18 protein-coding genes are annotated in these 22,879 nt (G+C 62.5%); 11 read left to right on the top strand and 7 right to left on the bottom strand.

Annotation, left to right across the window (positions count from 1 at the left end; genetic code table 11):
• Window positions 1–79 precede the first annotated feature (79 nt).
• Window positions 80–1,891, top strand: coding sequence for a potassium/proton antiporter (locus EKH55_RS07495; protein WP_069458573.1), 1,812 nt, complete (start codon window positions 80–82; stop codon window positions 1,889–1,891).
• Between the two features lie 189 nt (window positions 1,892–2,080).
• On the opposite strand, the gene EKH55_RS07490 is transcribed toward EKH55_RS07495, so the two are convergent.
• From EKH55_RS07490 to EKH55_RS07470, 5 genes are all read right to left on the bottom strand, one after another.
• Entirely contained in the window at window positions 2,081–2,488 is a 408-nt protein-coding gene (locus EKH55_RS07490; RefSeq protein ID WP_069458574.1) for an NUDIX hydrolase, read from the bottom strand.
• A gap of 12 nt (window positions 2,489–2,500) precedes the next feature.
• Window positions 2,501–4,003 carry a DEAD/DEAH box helicase gene (locus EKH55_RS07485; protein ID WP_069458632.1) on the bottom strand — a complete coding sequence of 501 codons (1,503 nt, stop codon included), beginning with the start codon at window positions 4,001–4,003 and terminating at the stop codon, window positions 2,501–2,503.
• Window positions 4,004–4,191: 188 nt separating this feature from the next.
• Complete coding sequence (locus EKH55_RS07480; protein WP_069458575.1) at window positions 4,192–5,526, bottom strand: M23 family metallopeptidase; 1,335 nt, start codon at window positions 5,524–5,526, stop codon at window positions 4,192–4,194.
• A gap of 91 nt (window positions 5,527–5,617) precedes the next feature.
• Entirely contained in the window at window positions 5,618–6,445 is an 828-nt protein-coding gene (locus tag EKH55_RS07475) for a ferritin-like domain-containing protein (protein WP_069458576.1), read from the bottom strand.
• Between the two features lie 2 nt (window positions 6,446–6,447).
• Complete coding sequence (locus EKH55_RS07470; protein ID WP_069458577.1) at window positions 6,448–6,924, bottom strand: peroxiredoxin; 477 nt, start codon at window positions 6,922–6,924, stop codon at window positions 6,448–6,450.
• Window positions 6,925–7,333: 409 nt separating this feature from the next.
• Here EKH55_RS07470 and EKH55_RS07465 point away from each other — a divergent pair, with 409 nt between their 5' ends.
• Entirely contained in the window at window positions 7,334–10,720 is a 3,387-nt protein-coding gene (locus EKH55_RS07465; RefSeq protein WP_151611258.1) for a YhdP family protein, read from the top strand.
• Between the two features lie 131 nt (window positions 10,721–10,851).
• Here EKH55_RS07465 and tyrS read toward each other — a convergent pair whose 3' ends face one another.
• Window positions 10,852–12,105 carry a tyrosine--tRNA ligase gene (tyrS, locus tag EKH55_RS07460; protein ID WP_069458579.1) on the bottom strand — a complete coding sequence of 418 codons (1,254 nt, stop codon included), beginning with the start codon at window positions 12,103–12,105 and terminating at the stop codon, window positions 10,852–10,854.
• Window positions 12,106–12,266: 161 nt separating this feature from the next.
• Here tyrS and EKH55_RS07455 point away from each other — a divergent pair, with 161 nt between their 5' ends.
• Window positions 12,267–13,421 carry an anhydro-N-acetylmuramic acid kinase gene (locus tag EKH55_RS07455; protein WP_069458580.1) on the top strand — a complete coding sequence of 385 codons (1,155 nt, stop codon included), beginning with the start codon at window positions 12,267–12,269 and terminating at the stop codon, window positions 13,419–13,421.
• Between the two features lie 113 nt (window positions 13,422–13,534).
• On the top strand, window positions 13,535–14,728 hold the full coding sequence (locus EKH55_RS07450; protein ID WP_069458581.1) for a GGDEF domain-containing protein: 1,194 nt from the start codon (window positions 13,535–13,537) through the stop codon (window positions 14,726–14,728).
• A gap of 80 nt (window positions 14,729–14,808) precedes the next feature.
• On the opposite strand, the gene EKH55_RS07445 is transcribed toward EKH55_RS07450, so the two are convergent.
• Window positions 14,809–15,486, bottom strand: coding sequence for an alpha/beta hydrolase (locus tag EKH55_RS07445; RefSeq protein WP_069458582.1), 678 nt, complete (start codon window positions 15,484–15,486; stop codon window positions 14,809–14,811).
• A gap of 222 nt (window positions 15,487–15,708) precedes the next feature.
• On the opposite strand from EKH55_RS07445, the gene EKH55_RS07440 reads away from it, so the two are divergent.
• The 7 genes from EKH55_RS07440 to sufA all read left to right on the top strand — a co-directional run bounded on the left by EKH55_RS07440 (window position 15,709) and on the right by sufA (window position 22,849).
• Window positions 15,709–16,875: a cysteine desulfurase family protein gene (locus EKH55_RS07440; protein WP_069458633.1), complete on the top strand. Its 1,167-nt coding sequence runs from the start codon at window positions 15,709–15,711 to the stop codon at window positions 16,873–16,875.
• Window positions 16,876–17,028: 153 nt separating this feature from the next.
• Window positions 17,029–18,498, top strand: a complete 1,470-nt coding sequence (gene sufB, locus EKH55_RS07435) for a Fe-S cluster assembly protein SufB (RefSeq protein ID WP_071015405.1) — start codon at window positions 17,029–17,031, stop codon at window positions 18,496–18,498.
• Window positions 18,499–18,574: 76 nt separating this feature from the next.
• Window positions 18,575–19,330, top strand: coding sequence for a Fe-S cluster assembly ATPase SufC (gene sufC / locus EKH55_RS07430; protein WP_069458584.1), 756 nt, complete (start codon window positions 18,575–18,577; stop codon window positions 19,328–19,330).
• A 19-nt stretch (window positions 19,331–19,349) separates the two neighbouring features.
• Window positions 19,350–20,627 carry a Fe-S cluster assembly protein SufD gene (gene sufD, locus EKH55_RS07425; RefSeq protein WP_069458585.1) on the top strand — a complete coding sequence of 426 codons (1,278 nt, stop codon included), beginning with the start codon at window positions 19,350–19,352 and terminating at the stop codon, window positions 20,625–20,627.
• A 12-nt stretch (window positions 20,628–20,639) separates the two neighbouring features.
• Window positions 20,640–21,881, top strand: coding sequence for a cysteine desulfurase (locus EKH55_RS07420; protein WP_069458634.1), 1,242 nt, complete (start codon window positions 20,640–20,642; stop codon window positions 21,879–21,881).
• A gap of 97 nt (window positions 21,882–21,978) precedes the next feature.
• A complete protein-coding gene (locus tag EKH55_RS07415; RefSeq protein ID WP_069458586.1) occupies window positions 21,979–22,356 on the top strand; it encodes an SUF system Fe-S cluster assembly protein in 378 nt (125 codons plus the stop codon).
• A gap of 100 nt (window positions 22,357–22,456) precedes the next feature.
• Window positions 22,457–22,849: a Fe-S cluster assembly scaffold SufA gene (gene sufA, locus EKH55_RS07410; protein ID WP_069458587.1), complete on the top strand. Its 393-nt coding sequence runs from the start codon at window positions 22,457–22,459 to the stop codon at window positions 22,847–22,849.
• Window positions 22,850–22,879 lie beyond the last annotated feature (30 nt).

Raw genomic sequence — 22,879 nt, 5'->3', positions numbered from 1 at the left:
CAGCGGCCATAAGGATACGTATCGACTTACATGATGTTCACCCACCGAACTGAGGAAGGAGGCGCCGCCAGGCCGAACGATGCTAGATGCGATCTTCCCGGCTTTCCTTGTGGCCGCTGCCCTCGTGCTGGCGTCGGTGATGAGCAGCGCGTTGGCGTACCGCTTCGGTGCGCCTCTGCTGCTGGTCTTCCTGGGCGTTGGTCTCCTTGCCGGCGAGGATGGTTTCGGCATCAGCTATGACGATGCAGAGTCGGCGTATCTGATCGGCAGCCTGGCACTCGCGATCATCCTTTTCGACTCCGGCTTCGACACCAAGCTCAAATCCTTCAGGCAGGCCGCGGCACCGGCCATCACGCTGGCCACTCTGGGCGTGGCCCTTACGGCTGGCCTAGTCGGAGTGGCCGCTCATTATGTTCTCGGCCTCCCTTGGCTGGAGGCATTCCTCCTCGGCGCGATCGTCGCGTCCACGGACGCAGCCGCGGTGTTCTTCCTGCTGCGTGTCGGCGGTATCACCATCCGGGATCACGTGCGCTCGACGCTCGAGGTGGAGTCCGGATCGAACGATCCCATGGCAATCTTCCTCACTCTTATTCTGCTTGAGCTCATCCTCGCGGGCGGGAACCAGAAAGACCTCTGGCAGGAGATCGCGACGGGTTTCGCGATGCAGATGGGCATGGGCGCCATCACCGGGATCATCGGCGGCTACGCGATCGTAGCTGCCGCCAACCGGATAAAGCTCGAAGGAGCACTCTATCCCATTGGCGTCATTTCGTCGGCGATTTGCCTGTTCGGATTGGTGGGTGTGATGGGGGGCAGCGGCTTCCTCGCCGTTTATGTTGCAGGGCTGGTTGCCGGCAACAGCCAGATCACTGGGCATGCCGGGCTGCGACGCTTCATGGAAGGGCTCACCTGGATCGCTCAGATTGCCATGTTCCTGACGCTGGGATTGCTCGCCACTCCATCAGAATTCCTGGACGTCGCGATCCCTGCAATCGCCATCGCACTCGGGCTGACATTCATCTGCCGGCCGATGGCGATCTGGCTGTGCCTGCTGCCATTCCGCTATCAGCGCAATGAAACGGCGTTCATCTCCTGGGTCGGCCTTCGCGGGGCGGTCTCGATCCTGCTTGGCATCATCCCCTTGGCCGGAGGATTGGAAAACGGGCAGCTGTTATTCAACATCGCCTACATCATCGTGCTCACCTCGCTCCTGCTCCAGGGATGGACGATCCGGCCGATGGCTCGATGGCTCGGGCTCATCGTTCCCGCAAGAATCGGGCCGGTCGAACGGGTGGGACTCGATCTGCCGGGAAGATCCCATCACGAATTGATCGTTTATCGGGTGGTCAATGAAAGTCCTGTCCTGCAGGGCGAGCGCCTGCCGCGGTGGGCGCGGCCGTCGCTGGTCGTTCGCGACGGCCGATCCATGCGGTATCAGTATGCGGGGCACCTGCAGAAAAATGACCTGGTCTATATGTTCGTCGCTCCGCAATATATCCGGCTGCTGGACCGCCTTTTCGCAAGTCCCAAGCGCTTGAGTCAGGACGACGCCGAGTTCTTCGGCAGGTTCACGCTTGACCCGAAGAAGCCGCTCTCTTTGCTCGTAGATGCCTATGATCTGCAATCCGTTCCGGAACGGCATTTGAACAATTCGATCGCAGATTTCATGGTGCAGCGGCTCGGCGGAACAGCCGAAGTGGGAGACAGAGTTGCATGCGGCGAGGTCGACCTGGTCGTGCGCGATGTCCGCGCGGATGGGGAAATCGCGGAAGTTGGACTAGCGGTGGACCAGGCCCAAGGCCAAGCCCAGATTCCATTGTTCTTAAGCGGTGAGGAGATTTGGAGGTGGGTGAAAGAAAAAACGAAGCGGAAATTATCCCCCGACAGGTGATTGGGTCCTGACGGGTACCCCTGCGTGAGCTTGAGATCGCCTGACGGCGCCGAAGCCCGGGCAGCGGTTCGACAGGTCAGTGTTCACCTTGGGCGGCCTTGTAGGGGAGATGGCCGGCAGGCCAAGAGGAATTGGCGAGGTGCGAATGCGGCGGATGAAGCACACCCATTCCCATCCGGCGTGTTGTGTTCAGTCAAGCGCCCGCACGGCATCGGCTGCGAAGCGTGACAGCGGCTGGGGCAGGGCGGAGAGGTCGAACCAGCCGATATCGGACAGCTTGTCCGGCTCCGTGAGGCGCGGCTCGCCGGAAAAATCGTCCGTCACGTAAATCAGCGAGATCCAGTGCTGGCGGTCGGCTTCGATCATCTGCTCACTGACGCAGAGAAAGCGTGTCGAATGGATCGACAGCCCGCTTTCCTCTTCCGCCTCGCGCCGGGCAGCGTCCTGCGCCCGTTCCATGTGGTCGACCTTGCCGCCGACGATGCTCCAGTGGCCCGCCTCCGGCGCCTTCAGCCGGCGGCAGAGCAGGATCCTGCCGTCGCGAAGAACCGCAAGTCCGCAGCCAAGTCCTGGAAAGTCGATTCCGGGGTATGCCATGACACCCGGATATCAGGCCTTGCCGGCAATCAGCATGAAGGCTGGGATCTCATCGCCGAAGCCGAGCGGCGTCGGGCCATCATCGTGGTCGCGACGGTTGCGGCCGCGACGATCGCGATTGTCGTCATTGGCCGGCGTCTGCGCTCGGCCGGGACGATTGTTGCGGCCGGCCTGGCTATGCTTGTTCTCGGCGTTCCGTTCCGGTTTCACCGCTACCACCCTTTCCACGACTGATTCGAGTTCGGCCACACTATCGCTGTGGGCGGTATCGGCTTTATGTTCGGCACGGTCCCTCCCGGAACGCTCCACATCTTTTTTGCGGTCCCTGCGACCATCGCGGCCGCGGCGACCGTTTTCATGGCTCTCCATTGGCTCCGGCAGTTCCGAGAGGTCCCCGCTCAGCCACTCGACCTTTTGGCCGATCAGCTTCTCGATAGCGTCGGAAAATTTCACGTCGCGCTTGGTGACGATGGTGAAGGAAGCGCCGGAGCGGCCAGCGCGGCCGGTGCGGCCGATGCGGTGCACATAGTCTTCCGCATGGATCGGCACGTCGAAATTGAAGACATGGCTGACATCGGGGATGTCGAGGCCGCGGGCCGCGACGTCCGAGGCGACGAGGAGCTTGATGTTACCGTCCTTGAAATTCGCAAGCATCGTCATGCGCGAGCGCTGATCCATGTCGCCATGCAGCGCGCCGACGGAAAAGCCGTGGCGATCAAGCGACCGGAAGAGCTCGGCAACGTCCTTCTTGCGGTTGCAAAAGATGATTGCGTTCTTCAGTTCATCCTGCGAGCGGATGAGATCGCGCAGCATTGCGCGCTTCTCGTAGTCCTTCGCATGCGACGCCACGAAACGCTGCGTCACCGTAATCGCCGTCGAGGAGCGGCGCGCGACTTCGACGCGTTCGGGGTTTTGCAGGAACCGATCGGCAAGTTTCTGGATCTCCGGCGGCATCGTCGCCGAGAAAAACAGCGTTTGCCGGGTGAAGGGGATCAGCTTGGCGATGCGCTCGATGTCCGGGATGAAGCCCATGTCGAGCATGCGGTCGGCCTCGTCGATGACCAGGATCTCGACGCCGCTCATCAGGAGCTTGCCCCGCTCGCAGTGATCGAGCAGCCGACCGGGCGTGCAGATCAGGACATCCGCGCCGCGCTCCAGCTTGCGGTCCTGTTCATCGAAGGAAACGCCGCCGATCAGCAGTGCGATGTTCAACTTGTGGTTCTTGCCGTATTTGTCGAAGTTCTCCGCCACCTGGGCGGCGAGTTCGCGCGTCGGCTCGAGGATGAGGGTGCGCGGCATGCGGGCACGGGCGCGGCCCTTTTCCAGAAGCGTCAGCATCGGCAGCACGAAGGATGCGGTCTTGCCCGTCCCGGTCTGTGCAATGCCCAGAATGTCGCGGCGCTGAAGGGCCGGCGGAATGGCACCTGCTTGGATCGGGGTCGGCGTTGCATAGCCCGCATCGGCAACGGCGGAGAGAACTTTTTGGCTCAGGCCAAGATCAGCAAAATTGGTCAATGTGGAAACTGTTTCCGTTTCGTTCAATAGAACATAAGGTCGGTCGGTGAAAAACCACCACCACGTGCCAGCGCTCTTAAGGCGGAAGTCGCCGAAAGTCAAGAAATCCAGCATCTTGATGCGTGCGGCGGTCAATAGAACGAAAAACCACCCGGTTTTCCTTCAAGGCTTGACCGTCCCGGCCGCCTTCAATCGATGTAGTCGGCGAGTTTTGCCCCGGCGCTCAGGAACCGCATCGGATCGACGGCCTCGCCGTTCAACCGCACTTCGTAGTGAAGATGAGGGCCGGTCGAGCGGCCGGTGCTGCCGGATTTGCCGATCACCTGATCGGCCTTCACGCGGTCGCCGACATTGACCAGAACAACCGCGAGATGCGCGTACCGCGTCGACACGCCGTTGCCATGGTCGATTTCGATCAAATTGCCGTAGCCGCCCGCCGCCCCCGCGGCCGTCACCGTTCCCGCCGCGGTCGACCGGATGCGCGTGCCGGTCTGTGCACGGAAGTCGACGCCGGCGTGAAGCGCCAACCGGCCGAAAAACGGGTCCAGCCGGTTCCCGAAAGTGCTGGTGATATCGTTTGCCGGCGCCGGACTTGCAAGCGGCAGCTTTCGGGCAGCGGCGCGGGTCTGTTCCAGTTCGAGAAGGGCGCTGTCGAGTGCAGCCAGGGACTGCTCGAATTCATCCTCCCGTTGCGGCTCGACAAAGGGCCCGCCAATCCCCGTCGATTCGCCGGTTCTCAAGACAGCGGATGTGACGTCGGCCGCTTCATGATCGGGCAGGACGACCCCCGTCCGATCGACGATCGATCTGATGGCCTCGGAGACGCGCAGTGCGCCGTCCGTCATTTGCCGGATATGGGCCATCTGCTCGTGCGCGACACCTTTCAGGGACAGCGTCACCCTCGAGAAGACCCGGTCGGCGCGGTCGGATGTGGTCTCTCCGGCCCCAGCCGTGGCCGTGATCGGCGCAAACGCTGCGCGAGCAGTGGGCGCACCGTTGTTCGGCTCGGCCATGCCGATGATCTTTTCGATCGCCTCGAGCCCGCTTTTGGTGCCGGCGTGTTCCTCGTAAGCCAGCGGCTCCGTGTTGGGCAGCGATGCATCGTGCCCGATCGGTACAACTGATTCAGGACCGATGCCCAGAGCGTCCAGCCGCTCGCCGCGCGACGAAATCTCGAGCTGCTGCTGCAGGAGTTTTTCGACCTTCTCCTCGACGACCTGCTGGTCCAGCAATTGCCGGCTCGTCACCCGGTCGACCTGCGCGCGAAGCGCGGTGATTCGGTCCTCATATTCGTGCTGCATGCGCGCCTGGCGGGCGATCGTGCCACCGATCAAATCGTCGCGAAGCACGAGATAGGTGGTCGCGGCCAGATAGCCGATGGCGAATGCGCCGATAATGGAGGTAGTGATGGCCACCATCCACGGACGAATGGTGACATGCCTGATCCTGTTGCCGCTTGCGAGAATCAGGACGTGGCTCTGCGATCGTCTCCCGAAAGCGCCGTTTGCCGGACGAACAGACACTCACTTGCCCCCACCAGTTGCGAAATAATCCGCGTTGCCCGGCGGCGATTACACTTTATTAGCGTTAACAAATCCTTGAACGCACCCCGTCTCAGATGCTGGTCGAGGCCGTCATCGATCTGTAGAAAGACGGCGTCATCCCGGCTTCGGCGCGCGCAATGTCATTGAATGGCGCCTTTAGGGGGCCGCGGAAATTCGCCCGCACCAGCGCCTGGAAGGTCGCGGCCGGATCCTTTCGCTGCCGGGCACAGAGAAAGCGGAACCACTTGGCTCCGACGGCGACATGGCCCTTCTCATCCTCATAGATGACGTCGAGAACGGCAGCACTCTCGTGGTCGCCGGTCTCGCGCATCTTCGCCTGCAGCGCCGGCGTGACGTCGAGTCCGCGCGCTTCCAGGATCAAAGGCACCACGGCGAGGCGGGCGGTCAGATCGTTTCGCGTGTCGTGGGCGGCCTGCCAGAGGCCGTCATGCGCCGGCAGGTCGCCATAGTCCGCGCCGAGGTCGTTCAGCCTCTGCCGGACCAGGCGGAAATGCTTCGCTTCCTCGAAGGCGACCTGCATCCAGCCGTCGAAGAAGGAATGCGGGACCGGCTCGCCAGCGAAACGGGCGACAATGTCGAGCGCCAGGTCGACCGCGTTCAGTTCTATATGGGCGATCGCGTGGAGGAGGGCGATGCGTCCTTTCAGAGAGCCGAGAGAGCGCCGCCTGACCTGCGTCGGCGGCGTCAGGATCGGCCTTTCCGGCCGACCGGGGCGCGCCGGAACGGAGCGGTCGAGCGGAGAGCGCAATGATAATGTGCGCGCCTGCCAGCGCCGGTGGGCCTCCCGGGTCAGTTCAGTCTTCGCGTCGAGGTCCGCTGCCCGGACCGCTTCGACGGCCGCGCCGCGCAAGCTGTGGAAGTGCGGAAGCGTCGGCATCGTCAGCCGGCGGTAAGCGCTTTTGCGGCGGCAAAGACCTCCTCGGCATGGCCGGGGACTTTCACCTTTTCCCAAACGCGGTGGATTGTGCCCTGCGCATCGATCAGAAAGGTGGTTCGTTCCACACCCATATATTTGCGGCCATACATGCTCTTTTCCACCCAGACGCCATACGCATCGACAACCACCTTTTCTTCGTCCGCGGCAAGCGGGATCGTCAGTCCATGCTTGCCGACGAAGCGGTCATGGCTTTTGACCGAATCGGGCGAGATGCCGACCAGCACGACGCCAAGCGCTGCGAACTCCTGCGCAAGTCCTGAGAACGCGATTGCTTCCTGGGTGCAGCCCTTGGTGTCGTCCTTGGGATAGAAGAACAGGACGACCGGCTTTCCGCGCAGCGCAGAAAGAGAAAGCGAACCGCCGCCGTCGCGGGGAAGCTCGAAATCCGGGGCGGTGTCGCCGGACCGCAATAGTGCCATGATTGAGCCTTTCTTACGCCAAGTTTTCTGGACATTTCCCAGGTACTGCATGACGCCCCGGAACGGAACCGGCTGGGGAGAGTATCATGAGGTATTTTCGAGCGCTTCAGCGATCCGGCCATGGTGGCCAGGGCACGGCGTCGCAGGTTCATCGAGGATCGTGCCGAGCTTCCGGCGGATTTGTGATGGATTCTTGACAGGCGCGCGACGGGTTTTTGCATTATGACCCGTGATCGCCGCACGGAATCGGACGGAAGGCTGGACTCCGTTCCGCAGCATGCGAAGCGAAGGTGGCTGGGTTCCGCGAATTGTGATCTAGTTGGGGCACAAACTGGACCCGGGGCCGGCCCGACATCGGGCATGACAGGGGAGACTCGATGCAGCATTCACGTGGAGGACGCCTGCGGAGATGAACGAGATCCGCGGCGAAAGGATTTGCTTTCGCAAGGAAGACATCGTCGCGCTGCATGCGCTGCCCTCTGCGCAAGCCCATGATCCGGTCATCGTGCATACGCCGTCGTCCGGTGGGGCGGCGCGCCTGTGCGGTCAGATATTTCTCTGCCTTTCGCTTGTCATTTTCGTGATCGTTGCGTCCCTCGTCGCCGTCGTCGAAAGCGGCATCGCCGACGCCCCCCTGAATGCCCGCGCGCGCGAGGCTCTGAACGGCGCGCTTGGCCCCGCTTACCGTGCCGAAGTAGAGAGCACCGTCCTTCGCGTGACGGGCCGAGGCGCCCTCGCACTCAAGGCACGTGGGGTGACCCTGAAGGAGGGCGGGGCGGGGCGTCCCGTCGTCAGGCTTGCGGCCGTTTCGATCGCGCTCGATCCGGTCGCATTGCTGACGGGCCGTATATCGGTATCGAGACTCGAAGCAGACGGGGGCGATCTCGACACCGGGCTGTTGCCGCGCGGCGAACCCATCAATCTCGCGGCGATTCGCATCGCCGATGTCGGCACCGCCCTTGAAGCGCTGTTTGCGCATGTGGACGGCATGTCGCGGCTGACCGCGACCAGCGCAACCCAGAGGATTCGGCTTTCCGACTTCAGCCTGTCGGTGACCGGCGCGCGCGGTCGAACCGTCCCGATCCACATCGACTCCCTGGACTTCGCCCGCGAGCCGGACGGTTCCATCCGCGTCGACGGCGCGGTGGCCCTGGACGGTAGACAGACGCATCTGGCGGCACGCGCCTTTGGCAATGGCGGGCGTCTCACCGGCCTCGAGGCCGCACTGGAGGACCTGCCCCTCGCGCCTTTCCTCTATCATGGAAGAGCGGGAAACGAGGACGCCTTCGGTATAGACGCGGCCGCCGGCGTCAGACTGAAGGCGACGCGCGCCGCGGATGGCACGAAACCAACGCTCGCCGTCGCCGTCAGGACCTCCGAGGGACGCTTCCACGCCGGCGGGCTGGCCTCCGCACTCAATCCGTCGGAGCTGAACATCTCCTATGACTTCGAGCGGTCCTCGGTGGAGATTCTGCCGTCCATGGTGAGGATCGGCCAGTCGGCATTTCCTTTCACCGGCGCCTTGGTCGATCTCGACAAGGTCTCGACTACCGGCAAAAGAGGTTTCGCCGTCGACCTGCTTCTCAGGGATGCCAAGTCCGCTCCGGAAGACATGCCGGAGCGCCCGCTTGCCTTCGACGCCAAAGCGAACGGGAGATTCGAGGCCGACAGCAACCGGCTGATCTTCGACCGATTGATGATATCGAGCTCGCAGGGCTCGATGGCCGGTTCGCTTTCGGTCGCCTTCGGCAAGACCTCGCCGCAGATCAGTTTCGTCGCACTGAGCGATCGGATGCATTCGACTGCCATCAAGCAATTGTGGCCCTGGTGGATTGCCAAGGGTGCCCGGCGATGGGCCAACGCCAACCTGTTCGGCGGCACGGTCACCGATGCCCGGATCGAAGTCTCGATTCCGGAGGGACGCATTGCTGCGAGCGGGGGCGATCTCAGGCTCGACGAGCACGAGCTCAATATAAACTTCGCCATCGACGATACGCGTATAAATATCGCCGGCGAGATACCGCCGCTGCGTGACACGTCGGGCAACTTCCGCCTGAGCGGCAACCGCATGTCGGTAGCAGTCGGCAAAGGCGTGGCCTATTTCCCCTCCGCGCGGTCCGTGACCCTGAATGGCGGGGAATTCGTCATTCCCGACGTTCACACAAAGCCGCTGATGGCGGAGATGAAGATCGAGGTTGGCGGTCAGGCCGATGCCATCGCCGAGCTCGTCGCCTACAGGCCGATCCATGCGCTCCAGAAAACGCCGTTCGTGCCGGAGGACTTTACTGGACCGGTGACCGCCCTCGTCGGCGCGCGGTTCGGATTGATCATGGATCAGAACCCGCCGCGCCCGCTTTGGCAGGCGGAGATGCGGCTGCAGGACGTGACGATCAACCGTCCGGTTGCCGGGCGCTCCATTGCCGACCTGAGCGGCACGATGAGGATCGACAACAGCAAGGCAGTCCTTGATGCGGATGCCTCGATCGACGGCGCGAAAATGCGGATCGCCCTCACCGAACCGGTGGATCCGGCCGCCGATGTGAAGAGGACGCGCGACATTTCCGGAACGCTGGACGACGCCGCGCGACGCAAGATCGCCCCCGCCCTGTCCGGGATCGTCAACGGACCGGTCAGGGCCGAGGTTTCGCTCGCCGAGGACGGCAGCCAGTCCGTGAAAGCCGATCTCACCGGGGCTTCGCTGTCGCTGCCCTGGATCGGCTGGAGCAAGGGCGCCGGCATTGCGGCCAATGCGGTATTCACAGTGAAAGCTACGGGCGGCGTCACGGAGATAAGGGATTTCCGTATCGCGGGCGACGGCTTCGGCGCAACCGGTGACCTCCGCGTCGATGATGCGGGCCTGGCTTCGGCACGGCTTGATGGCGTCAGCCTCGCCCATGGCGACGACTTTGCAGTCGATGTCGACCGCGGCAAGGGCGGATACACCGTGGCCCTGACCGGTCCATCGGCGGATATCCGGCTACCACTGGCGCGGGCGAAGGGCGGCGCGAACTCCGGCGACGACGGCAATGTGAGGATCAGTGCGCGGCTCGACCGGGTTATCGGCTTCAACGGCGAGGTCTTGTCAAATGTGAACTTTGCCTATTCGGCGCGCGGCCAGCAGATCGACGATATCGATCTGTCTGCTGTCACCGGAAGCGGCCAGGCAGTGGTCGCCAGGATGGTGAAGGCGGGGGCGGACAACACGCTCGAATTGACGACGAGCGACGCGGGCGCGCTCGCGCGCTTCGCCGACGTCTACCGCAATATGCGAGGCGGGCTCCTCAATCTCAGGCTGCGCGACCGGGGCGCCAGGTCCTGGCGCGGCGCGGTCGACCTCAGGAAGTTCTCTCTCATCGGGGAACAGAAGCTGCAGTCGATGATCTCGACCCCCGCCGGGCAGGACGGCCGCAGTCTCAGCCAAGCCGTGCGACGGGATATAGACGTCAGCACGGCACGCTTCGAGCGGGGCTATGCACAACTGCTCCTGGATCGGGGCATGATTCGGGTCGACGGCGGCGTCCTGCGCGGCGTCGATGTCGGCGCGACCTTCCAAGGCACGATTCGCGACGCGAACGGCCGCATGGACATGACTGGAACATTCATGCCCGCCTATGGCCTCAACCGCATTTTCGCCGAGCTGCCGCTGATCGGCGGCTTGCTCGGCAACGGCCGCGACCGCGGGCTGCTCGGCATCACGTTCAAACTGACGGGGCCCTTCGATCAGCCGAGCCTGTTGATCAACCCGCTGTCGATCATCGCACCGGGCGTTTTTCGCAACATATTCGAGTTTCAATAATCTGATGCGGCGGACCGGGGATCCGCCACCATTTCCACGCTCTGCCGAAGTGAACCGGATGCGCCCTGGACAGGATCCCCCGCGACAGGCGCAGGGGTGTCCCCCGGCCGCTACGAGCGTTGCGCTCAGCCTCAGACGGGGCGCACCAGCATGTGTTTCTTCTTGCCGAGCGAGAGCTTGACGACGCCATCTCCGGTGACGTCGGCGCTTGCGACGATCCGGCGTTCATCGCTGACCGGCTGGTCGTTGATCCGCACGGCACCACCCTGAACGTGCCGCCGCGCTTCGCCGTTCGAAGCGGCGAGACCGGCGCGCACCACGAGCGTCAACAGGCCGAGGCCGGCCTCGAGTTCGGCGGCTGGGACCTCGACTGAAGGCAGGTTCTCGGCAAGCGCCCCTTCCTCGAAGGTCTTGCGCGCCGTTTCGGCGGCCTGCTCAGCGGCAGACCGCCCATGCAGCATGGCGGTGATTTCGGTCGCGAGGATCTTCTTTACCTCGTTGATCTCGGAGCCGCCGAGCTGCGACAATCGAGCGATTTCGGGCATCGGCAACGTCGTATAGAGCTTGAGAAAACGCGTCACGTCGGCATCCTCGGTGTTGCGCCAGTACTGCCAAAACTCGTAGGGGCCGAGCATGTCCGGATTGAGCCAGACCGCGCCGTTGACCGACTTGCCCATCTTCGCCCCCGACGCCGTCGTCAGTAGAGGCGAGGTGAGGGCGTAGAGCTGCGGGGTGCCCATGCGGTGGCCGAGATCGATGCCGTTGATGATATTGCCCCACTGATCCGAACCTCCCATCTGGAGACGGCAATCGTAGCGCTTGTTGAGCTCGACGAAGTCGTAGGCCTGCAGGATCATGTAATTGAATTCGAGGAAGGAGAGCGAGTGTTCGCGCTCGAGCCTCGTTTTCACGCTGTCGAAGGAGAGCATCCGATTGACCGAGAAGTAACGGCCGACGTCGCGCAGGAATTCGAGATAGTTGAGCGAGCGGAGCCACTCCGCATTATTGATCATCAGGGCCGTATTCGGGCCTTTGTCATAATCGAGATAGTTGGCGAAGACGCGCTTGATCGAGGCGATATTGCTTTCGATCGTCTCAACGGTCATCAACTGCCGCGCTTCGTCCTTGAAGGACGGGTCGCCGACCATGCCGGTGCCACCGCCCATCAGCGAGATCGGCCGATGGCCGGTTGCCTGGAGCCAATGCAGCATCATGATCTGGATAAGGCCGCCCGCATGCAGGCTCGGCGCCGTCGGGTCGAAGCCGATATAGGCCGTCACGGTTTCCTTCCGCAGCAGGTCGTCGAGACCGGCATCATCCGATGTCTGATGGATGAAACCGCGCTCGCTAAGGGTGCGAAGAAAATCGGACTTGAACTCGGACATAAGCTGTCTCTTTCGGCTTGATATGACGTCTGCGGCGGGCCTTTATCACTGTTTTGCCGAAAGTGCACGTTTTTGCTGGGGCCGGTTTTTGCTATGAACAGCGGGGCCGAGGGGGCGCCACGCACCTCCGATTCTCGAGCTTCAATGCAAAGGAGATTCATTTGGGCAGGATTTGGACCGCGATCGGCCTGATGAGCGGTACCAGCATGGACGGTATAGATGTCGCCCTCATCAGGACCGATGGCGACAGCATCGTCGAACGCGGCCCCTCCGCCGGCTATGCCTATGATCCAGCCTTCCGACAGCAACTGAAGCAGGGGCTGGAGGATGCGCGGGCGATCGAAGAGAGACGGGAACGGCCCGGCATACTCGCCGAACTCGAGCGAGACCTGACGGTGCGGCATGTAGGTGCCGTCAAGGCATTCCTGCGTGATAACAACATGTTGCCGGAAAATATTGATGTGGCCGGATTTCATGGCCAAACCGTCCTCCATCGCCCGGCTGAGGCTTTGACGGTGCAGATCGGCGATGGCGAACTGCTGGCAAAGGAGACGCGAATCGACGTCGTCTACGACATGCGCGCAAACGATATGGCCCATGGGGGCCAGGGGGCGCCGCTCATCCCGGCCTATCATGCGGTGCTCGCACGCGGTCTCGCCGAGCGGGAGGCGATCGACGCACCTATCGTCTTCGTCAACATAGGCGGCATTTCCAATCTCACCTATATCGGCGCCGGCGACGAACTCGTCGCCTATGACAGCGGCCCCGGGAATACGCTCATCGACCAGTGGGTGGAGGCGCATGCCGGTATCCCTTACGACCAGGGCGGCATGATCGCGAGCGAGGGGACTATTCTGCCGCAGCTCCTCGACCGGTACCTTTTGCATCCTTTCTTCACGGCGGAGAAGCGCCGATCGCTCGACCGCAGCGACTTTGCGCCGCCCGCGCCGAGCGATGCAAGCCTCGAGGATGGCGCCCGCACGCTGGCGCGTGTGACCGCCGCGGCGATCATTCGCTCTGCGCGCCACCTGCCTTCGAAGCCCGCGACCTACATCGTCTGCGGCGGCGGCCGTCTCAATCTGGTCATCATGCGAGACCTCGCCGCGCTTGCCGCGGAGGAGGGCGGGCGCGTATTTGCCGCGGAGGCGCTGGAGCTCAATGGCGATTCGATGGAGGCTGAAGCCTGGGCCTACCTCGCCGTCCGCTCGCTACGCCGCCTGCCCCTGACCTATCCCGGCACGACAGGCGTCGAACGGCCGATGAGCGGCGGACGGATGGCGGCCAAACCGGCAAACCCGCTGGAGTTCAAGCCTTGATACCATGGCGGCTTAATGTTTTCTTCGCGTCCGGCCGCTAATCTGCAGTCCGTTGCGCAACAGGGCATTTTGCAGGTCGGCCGACCTGCCGCGAGGAGTTTTCGGATCTGTCGATGGGTGGTGCAATTTCCCTTTTGGCGGTGAACTTCATCATTGCCCAGGTCTTCGTGGTGGCCTTCCTCGTCATTGCGGCAAGAAGCCGGACAAGACGGCCGGCGATCTGGTGCGCCGCCGGCTTTGCCGTGGCGTCCCTTTCGGCTGTGTTCGAAACCGTTCTGCCATTTACGCCTGTACCGAAGCTTTTCGCCGTCGGCGCCTTTGCCAGCGTCCTTGCCGGCCTCCTTCTCATCCGCTTCGCACTCGGGCTTTTTTATCGGGTTCCAGCGAAGCTGCTGCACCTCGCTATCTTCTTCACCGCTGGCGTCGCTCTCGACGTGATCATCTATGAGTTGCCGCGCGGAACGTTGCAGCACGCCTTCTTTTATCAAATGCCGTTCTGTCTCGTGCAGGCTTGGTCCGCTGCGACCGTCCTCCGGTCCGAGCGACGGTCGCAGGCGGACAAGATCCTGTTCTGCCTCCTCAGCCTCAGTGCGATCTATTACCTCGTGAAGATCCATGCCGCGATGGCCGCCGGATCCGGCTCAACCGCAGCGGATTATCTCACAAGCACTTTCGCGCTGATCTCGCAGGCTTTGGGGGCCATGCTGATCGTCGCGGCCGGTGTGGCGATGCTTGGCGTTATGGTCAAGGAGATCATCGACGATGCGCATGCCAGGTCGGAACTCGATCCACTGTCCGGCCTCTATAATCGCCGCGGCTTCATGGAACGCGTAGCTCCATTCCTGCCGGCGAACCACGACGACGGTCCCGGCACGCTGATCCTTGCCGACCTCGACCGCTTCAAGCTCGTCAACGATACATATGGCCACCATGCCGGGGACGAAGTCATCCGGCAGTTCGGCCGCGTGTTGCTCGACCTCATGCCGGGCCAAGCCGTCGCGGGGCGCCTCGGTGGTGAGGAGTTTGCCGTCTTCCTTCCGCGCGTGAGCCTGGCCGACGCCCGCGTGCTTGCGCATGGAATGCGTGCCGCATTGGCGTCGAGGGGGATCGAGGGGCTTCCCGAAACGGTCGCGGTCACTGCAAGCTTCGGGGTTGCTGCAATCGCCGCGGAAGAGCCGTTGGAAATGGCAATGCGACGCGCTGACAAGGCGCTCTATGCCGCAAAGGCTGCCGGCAGGAATCGCGTGGAATGCGCGGAGCCGTCGATGCATCTCGTTAAAGAGCTATATCGACCGCTGCGCGTCTGAGACGGCGGCGATCCCCGGAACCAAGAAGGCCCGGAATCCGCTTGCGATTTCGGGCCACTGCTCCAATGAACCGATGTGCCTCAGCGGATACGCTTTGCCGCAGGCTCCGGCACCAGTTCGCCGTTGAGGCGGCGGTCGAGATAGTCTTCGCATTCCGCCATCAGCGTTTCGACCTGGCCGTTGAAGAAGTGGTTCGCCCCGGCAACCGTCCTGTGCGTGATGAGAATGCCCTTCTGCGACTTCAGCTTGTCGACGAGGCCGTGCACATCCTTCTCGGGCGCCACCTTGTCAGCATCGCCATTGATGATCAGGCCGGAAGACGGGCAGGGCGCCAGGAAGGAGAAGTCGTAGATATTCGGCTGCGGCGCAACGGCCAGGAACCCCTCGATTTCCGGCCGGCGCATCAGAAGCTGCATGCCGATCCAGGCGCCGAAGGAATAGCCGGCCACCCAACAGCTTTTCGAATCCGGATGCAGGCTCTGCACCCAGTCAAGCGCCGATGCGGCGTCCGAAAGCTCGCCGGCGCCGTGATCGAATTCGCCCTGGCTGCGTCCGATACCGCGAAAGTTGAAGCGCAGAGTGGTGAAGCCGCGCTTTTGAAACATGTAAAAGAGCTGGTAGACGATCTGGTTGTTCATCGTGCCGCCGAACTGCGGATGCGGATGCAGGATGATCGCAATCGGTGCACTCTTCTGCTTCGAAGGCTGATAACGGCCTTCGAGGCGACCGGCCGGTCCGTTGAAGATGATTTCGGGCATTGGCTCTCCAGGGATGTTTCCGGTTCAAATCGTGGTTTCAGTGCCGATCTGTCTTGACGAAAGCACTCAGCTTTTCTAGAACCACTTTAGAACCGTTCAAAACTTCGGTGCGGGCATTCCGCCATGTGCCTCGTCTCTTAAGGCAAGCGGCGCGGAAAATTCAAGAAAAATGCAACGGCACCGAGTTTGTGGAATGGCGAGCTCGTTTTGACGAAGGAAAGCATGCCGAGGGCGCGTATTTATATGGATTGGAATGCGACGGCGCCGCTTCTGAGCGAAGCGCGCGAAGCCGTTCTGTCCGCGCTCGACATCAATGGCAATCCATCGTCCGTGCACGGGGAAGGCCGGGCGCTCCGGGCGATCGTCGAAAGCGCCCGCCGCGACGTGGCCGCGCTCTGCGGGGCACAGCCGGCCGAGGTGACCTTCACCAGTGGCGCCACCGAGGCGGCGAACATGGTGCTGACGCCTCATTTCCGCATGGGCCGCACGCCGCTCAAGCTCGGCAAGCTCTATGTTTCGGCGATCGAACATCCAGCCGTGCGCGAGGGTGGGCGTTTCGCGCGCGAAATGATGGGCGAGATCCCCGTGTCGAGCGCCGGCCTGGTCGATACGGGAGCGCTGGAGGCCTTGCTCGGCGCCCATGATCGTCAGTCCGGCCTGCCCATGGTGGCCGTGATGCTCGCCAACAACGAAACCGGAATCATCCAGCCGATCGCCGAGATTGCCGCGATCGTGCGCACGCATGGCGGCCTCCTCGTGGTGGATGCGGTCCAGGCGGCGGGGCGCGTGCCGCTGTCGATGGAGGCGCTTGGCGCCGATTTCCTCATCGTCTCCTCGCACAAGATCGGCGGACCGAAGGGGGCAGGTGCCCTGGTGGCCCGCGGCGAGGTCATGATGCCATCGCCGCTCATCCACGGCGGCGGACAGGAAAAAGGACATCGCTCCGGGACGGAGAATGCGCCGGCCATTGCAGGATTCGCGGCCGCGGCCCGAATGGCGGTCGGCAATTTAGAGGGCCGCATGGGCGCCATCGCTGCGCTGCGCGACCGCCTCGAGACGGAGATGCGTTGCCAAGCGCCGGACGTGGTGATCCATGGCGCGGACGTCCCGCGACTCGCCAATACCACCTTCTTCACCCTGCCGGGGCTGAAGGCTGAAACGGGCCAGATCGCCTTCGATCTCGAGGGCGTCGCGCTCTCGGCAGGTTCAGCATGCTCTTCCGGCAAGGTAGGACAGAGTCATGTGCTGACGGCAATGGGTTATGATCCCCGCCAGGGCGCGTTGCGCATTTCGATCGGCGAGAGCACGACGCAAGCGGAGATCGAGCAGTGCGCCGCCGTGTTCGCGAAAGTGGCGGCTCGCCGCCGGGCGAGTGGACAGGCGGCGTGAGCAAGGGAAGGTTTGGACGAAATTGCGGAAAAGCAATTTTCCGCTTGGCAAACGGGGTGAAAAGCGCCTTTTAGCCATTACATAAGCGGTGCGCAAACCAGCATCGAGTTGTCAAGCTGCCGGACCTTGGATCCGGCGAGATTGGAGAACGACATGCCTGCCGTGCAGGAAACGATTGATCAGGTCCGCCAAATCGACGTGGACCAGTACAAATACGGCTTCGAGACGAAGATCGAAATGGACAAGGCGCCGAAGGGCCTGTCCGAGGACATCATCCGTCTCATCTCTTCCAAGAAGAACGAGCCGGACTGGATGCTCGAATGGCGCCTCGAGGCCTATCGCCGCTGGCTGACCATGGACGAGCCGAGCTGGGCGCGTGTCCGCTATCCGAAGATCGATTTCAACGAGATTCACTACTACGCCGCGCCGAAGGGCACGACGGGGCCGAAGTCGCTCGACGAGGTCGATCCGGAACTGCTCAAGGTCTACGAGAAGCTTGGCATTCCGCTGAGGGAGCAGGAGATCCTTGCAGGCGTCGAGAAGTCGAAGATCGCCGTCGATGCGGTGTTCGACTCCGTCTCGGTCGTCACCACCTTCAAGGAGGAACTGAAGAAGGCCGGCGTGATCTTCATGTCGATCTCCGAGGCGATGCGGGAGCATCCCGATCTCGTACGGAAATATCTCGGCACGGTCGTCCCGCAGTCGGACAATTTCTATGCGACGCTGAATTCCGCTGTCTTCACCGACGGTTCCTTCGTCTATGTGCCGAAGGGGGTCCGGTGCCCGATGGAACTCTCGACCTATTTCCGCATCAACGAGAAGAACACCGGCCAGTTCGAGCGCACGCTGATCATTGCCGATGAAGGCGCCTATGTTTCCTATCTGGAAGGCTGCACCGCGCCGCAGCGCGACGAGAACCAGCTCCACGCGGCGGTCGTCGAACTGATCGCGCTCGACGATGCCGAGATCAAGTATTCGACGGTGCAGAACTGGTATCCGGGCGACAAGGAAGGCAAGGGCGGCATCTACAACTTCGTCACCAAGCGCGGTGATTGCCGCGGCAAGAACTCAAAGATCTCCTGGACCCAGGTCGAGACCGGCTCGGCGATCACCTGGAAATATCCGTCCTGCATCCTGCGCGGCGATGGTTCGCGCGGTGAGTTCTACTCGATCGCCGTTTCCAACGGCCATCAGCAGGTCGACTCGGGCACCAAGATGATCCATCTCGGCAAGAACACGTCGAGCCGCATCATCTCCAAGGGCATTGCCGCCGGCGTCTCCGACAACACCTATCGCGGCCAGGTTTCTGCCCACCGCAAGGCGGAGAACGCCCGCAACTTCACCCAGTGCGACTCGCTTCTGATCGGCGACAAGTGCGGCGCGCACACGGTGCCCTATATCGAGGCGAAGAATTCGACGGCGCAGTTCGAGCATGAGGCGACGACCTCGAAGATCTCCGAGGACCAGCTTTTCTACTGCCTGCAGCGCGGTATCCCGGAAGAGGCGGCGATCGCACTGATCGTCAACGGCTTCGTCAAGGAAGTCATTCAGGAACTGCCGATGGAATTCGCCGTCGAGGCACAGAAGCTGATCGGCATCTCGCTGGAAGGCTCCGTGGGCTAACCCCACACGCATAATCGAACCGACGCGCAGGGACTTGCGCGAGAAGAGAACACTTCGCTTCCGAAGAGGACGAACAATGCTTGAAATCAAGAACCTGCATGCCCGTATTGCCGAAGACGGCACCGAGATCATCCGCGGCCTGGACCTGACCGTGAAGGCCGGCGAGGTTGCCGCCATCATGGGGCCGAACGGCTCCGGCAAGTCGACGCTCTCCTATATCCTCTCCGGTCGCGAAGACTATGAGGTGACCGAGGGCGACATCCTTTACAACGGTGAAAGCATTCTGGAGCTCGATGCCGCCGAGCGGGCCGCCAAGGGCATCTTCCTCGCCTTCCAGTATCCGGTCGAGATCCCGGGCGTTGCCACCATGCAGTTCCTGAAGGTGGCGATGAACGAGCAGCGCAAGTATCGCGGCGAAGACGAACTCTCGACACCGGAATTCATGCGCCGCGTCAAGGAAGCGGCCGCCGAACTGAAGATCGCACCGGAAATGCTGCGCCGACCGCTGAATGTCGGCTTCTCCGGCGGTGAAAAGAAGCGGGCGGAAATCCTGCAGATGGCGCTGCTCGAGCCGAAGCTCTGCGTTCTTGACGAAACCGACTCCGGTCTCGACATCGACGCGCTGAAGGTCGTCGCCGACGGCGTCAATGCGTTGCGCTCGCCGGACCGCGCCGTCATCGTCATCACGCACTACCAGCGCCTGCTCGACTATATCGTCCCGGATACGGTCCACGTTCTCTACAGGGGCCAGGTCGTCAAGTCGGGCGACAAGACGCTGGCGCACGAACTCGAAGCCAAAGGCTACGCGGATATCATCGAGGCAGCGGCCTGACGCCTGTAGGAGGGTTCGAATGAATATGCAACAGGTCATCAAGATGACGGCGGCCGAAACGGCGCTGGTCGATGCCTATACCGCGCAGCTCGGCGACCTGCCGGGCGATGGCGCCGTGCTCTCGCTTCGAGATACGCTCGTCCATGACTTGAAGACTGCCGGCCTGCCGACGCGGCGCGTCGAATCCTGGCACTATACGGATCTGCGCACGCTGCTGCGCTCCGTGCCTGCCGCCGACCCGAGTGCCTTTTCGGATCGTGTCGAGGCCCTGGTGACCGGCTCTTCCGTGCTTTCGGTCCGCAATGGTGAAGCGGATGTCAAGGGACTGCCGGACGGTATTACGGCGCGTTCCTATACCGAGAGCCTGATCGACGGCTCGGCGGCTGCCGGCCTCTCGGTCCTCGGCTCGGACGATGCGATCGGCCGGATCAATGGCGGACTGGTTCGCGGCGGCCTCGAGATCGCCGTCGCCGAGGGCGTCGAATTGGAGGTGCCGCTGGAACTTCAGGTCGTGCAGAGCCATGGTCAGGCGCATACGCGCTTCCCGGTTTCCTTCGGCGCCGGCGCCAAGGCGACGGTTATCGAACGGCATCTCTCGACCGATGCGGAGCCGAGCTTCGTTTCGTCCGTCAGCGACGTAATGCTCGCCGAAGGGGCCGATGTCATCTGGATCATCCTGCAGCAGCAGGGAACGGCCGACACCCATCTCGGCCAGATCCGGTTCGATCTCGGCAAGGATGCCAAGCTGCATCTCTTCGTGATCAATGCCGGCGGCAAGCTGGTGCGCCAGGAGATTCACGGTCGCGCCAGCGGCGAGGGCTCCGACCTGACGCTCCGCGCCATCAACCTGCTTGGCGGCGACAGCCATACGGACGTGACCTTCACGCTCAGCCATGACGTGCCGCACACGACATCGAGCGAGATCATCCGCAATGTCGTGTTCGACCGGGCAAAGGGCGTGTTCCAGGGCAAGATCCTGGTGGCGAAGGATGCCCAGAAGACCGACGCCAAGATGGCCTGCAATACGCTGCTCCTGTCCGACGACGCCGACCTTTCGGCCAAGCCGGAACTGGAGATCTTCGCGGACGACGTGCAGTGCGGCCACGGGGCGACGGTCGCCGATATCGACCACACGCAGCTTTTCTACCTGCTCTCCCGCGGTATCCCGGAAAACAAGGCGCGGGCGATGCTCGTCAAAGCGTTCGTGGCCGAGATCGTCGAGGAACTGGAAGATGACGAGGCGCTGGTCGAGGCGCTCGAGGGCGTGATCGCGGCCTGGCTCGAAAAGCACGCCTGATTGGACAAAGACATGGAACATGTTGCGCCGGTGCCGGCCTATGACGTCGAGACGATCAGAAGGGATTTTCCGATCCTTTCACGGACAGTCTACGGCAAGCCGCTGGTCTATCTCGACAACGGCGCTTCGGCGCAGAAGCCGCAGGTCGTCATCGATGCCGTCGCCCATGCCTATTCCCATGAATACGCCAACGTCCATCGCGGCCTGCATTTCCTCTCCAACGCCGCGACGGACGCCTATGAAGGGGCGCGCGAAAAGGTTCGCCGCTTCCTGAACGCCCCTTCGCCCGACAACATCATCTTCACCAAGTCCTCGACCGAGGCGATCAATACGGTCGCGCATGGCTATGGCATGCCGAAAATCGGCGAGGGCGACGAGATCGTGCTTTCGATCATGGAGCACCACTCGAACATTGTTCCTTGGCATTTCATCCGCGAAAGGCAGGGCGCGAAGCTCGTCTGGGCGCCGGTAGACGATGACGGCGCATTTCACATCGAAGACTTCGTCAAGTGCCTGACCGAACGCACCAGGCTGATCGCCATCACGCATATGTCGAATGCGCTGGGCACGGTCGTCCCAGTCAAGGAAATCTGCCGCATCGCCCGCGAGCGCGGCATCCCCGTGCTTGTCGACGGCAGCCAGGGCGCCGTGCATATGCCGGTCGATGTCCAGGATATCGATTGCGACTGGTACGTCATGACCGGTCACAAGCTCTACGGCCCCTCCGGCGTCGGTGTGCTCTACGGCAGGATGGAGCGGCTCAAGGAGATGCGGCCATTCCAGGGCGGCGGCGAGATGATCGAGGAGGTGACGGAGGACTACGTCACCTACAACGATCCTCCGCACCGCTTCGAGGCCGGCACGCCACCGATCGTCCAGGCGATCGGGCTTGGCCACGCGCTCGACTACATGGAAAAGCTCGGCCGCGAAGCGATCCGGGCGCATGAGGCGGATCTGACCGCCTATGCACGCGAGCGCCTGTCTTCGGTGAATTCGCTCCGCGTCTTCGGTAACGCGCCGAGCAAGGGCAGCATCTTCTCATTCGAGATCGCCGGCATTCACTCGCATGACGTGTCGATGGTGATCGATCGCGCCGGCGTCGCCGTCCGGGCGGGAACCCATTGCGCCCAGCCGCTCTTGAAACGCTTCGGCGTGACCTCCACATGCCGTGCGTCCTTCGGACTCTATAACACGAGGACGGAGGTCGATGCGCTGGCGGATGCGCTCGAACACGCACGCAAGTTCTTCGCCTGAACGGTCGCTTGGTTGCGTCCGTTCAATTGTTTTTTTGTCGCAGGTTCTTGCCGTAAAGGTGTGAGACACTTTTGCAAACCTGCTCAAGGAGGCCGGGATGAGTCTCGAAACACAAGAGAAGGTCGATGTCCGCGAAGGCATCGTGCATTCGGCCATTCCCGCCGAGGAACTGGCGCGTCTCAGCGACGACATCATCGCCGCATTGAAGACCGTCTACGATCCTGAAATCCCGGCGGACATTTTCGAACTCGGCCTGATCTACAAGATCGACATCGAAGACGATCGGATGGTGAAGGTCGAGATGACGCTAACGGCTCCCGGCTGCCCGGTTGCCGGCGAGATGCCGGGTTGGGTCGAGAACGCGGTCGGCGCCGTCGAAGGAGTTTCCGGCGTCGAGGTCACCATGACCTTCGATCCGCCCTGGACGCCGGACCGCATGTCGGAAGAGGCGCAGGTGGCGCTCGGCTGGTATTAAGTCCAGCCGCCTCATATTGATCCGTTAACAGACGGGCATTACATTGGAATTCTGGAAAGCGTCGGGCCTTGACCCCGGCGACGTGAAGGAGATGAAGCCTATGGGCTTTGCCGTAATGAGCCTGACCGACGCGGCCGCCGGCCGCGTACGTTCGATCGTCGAGAATGCCGGCGGTGATGCCAAGGGCATTCGCCTGAGCATCAAGAAGGGCGGTTGCGCCGGCATGGAATATGCTGTCGACCTCGTCACCGAGCCCAATGCCAAGGATGATCTCGTCGAGCATCAGGGGGCGAGCGTGTGGGTCGCACCGGAAGCCGTGCTCTATCTGCTCGGCACGCAGATGGATTTCGAGGTCACGCCGCTGCGCTCGGGTTTCACGTTCAAAAACCCGAACCAGACGTCCGCCTGCGGCTGCGGCGAATCGGTGGAACTGAAGCCCGCCGACCTGGCCGCGCTTGCGGCCGAGGGCAATCCGGTGGTTAGGGCGAACTGACACCTATCACTGCATTTCAGAAGGGGCCCG

The sequence above is a fragment of the Sinorhizobium alkalisoli genome, assembly GCF_008932245.1.
Lineage (GTDB): Bacteria > Pseudomonadota > Alphaproteobacteria > Rhizobiales > Rhizobiaceae > Sinorhizobium > Sinorhizobium alkalisoli.
This window is presented reverse-complemented; position numbering and strand designations above follow the sequence as displayed.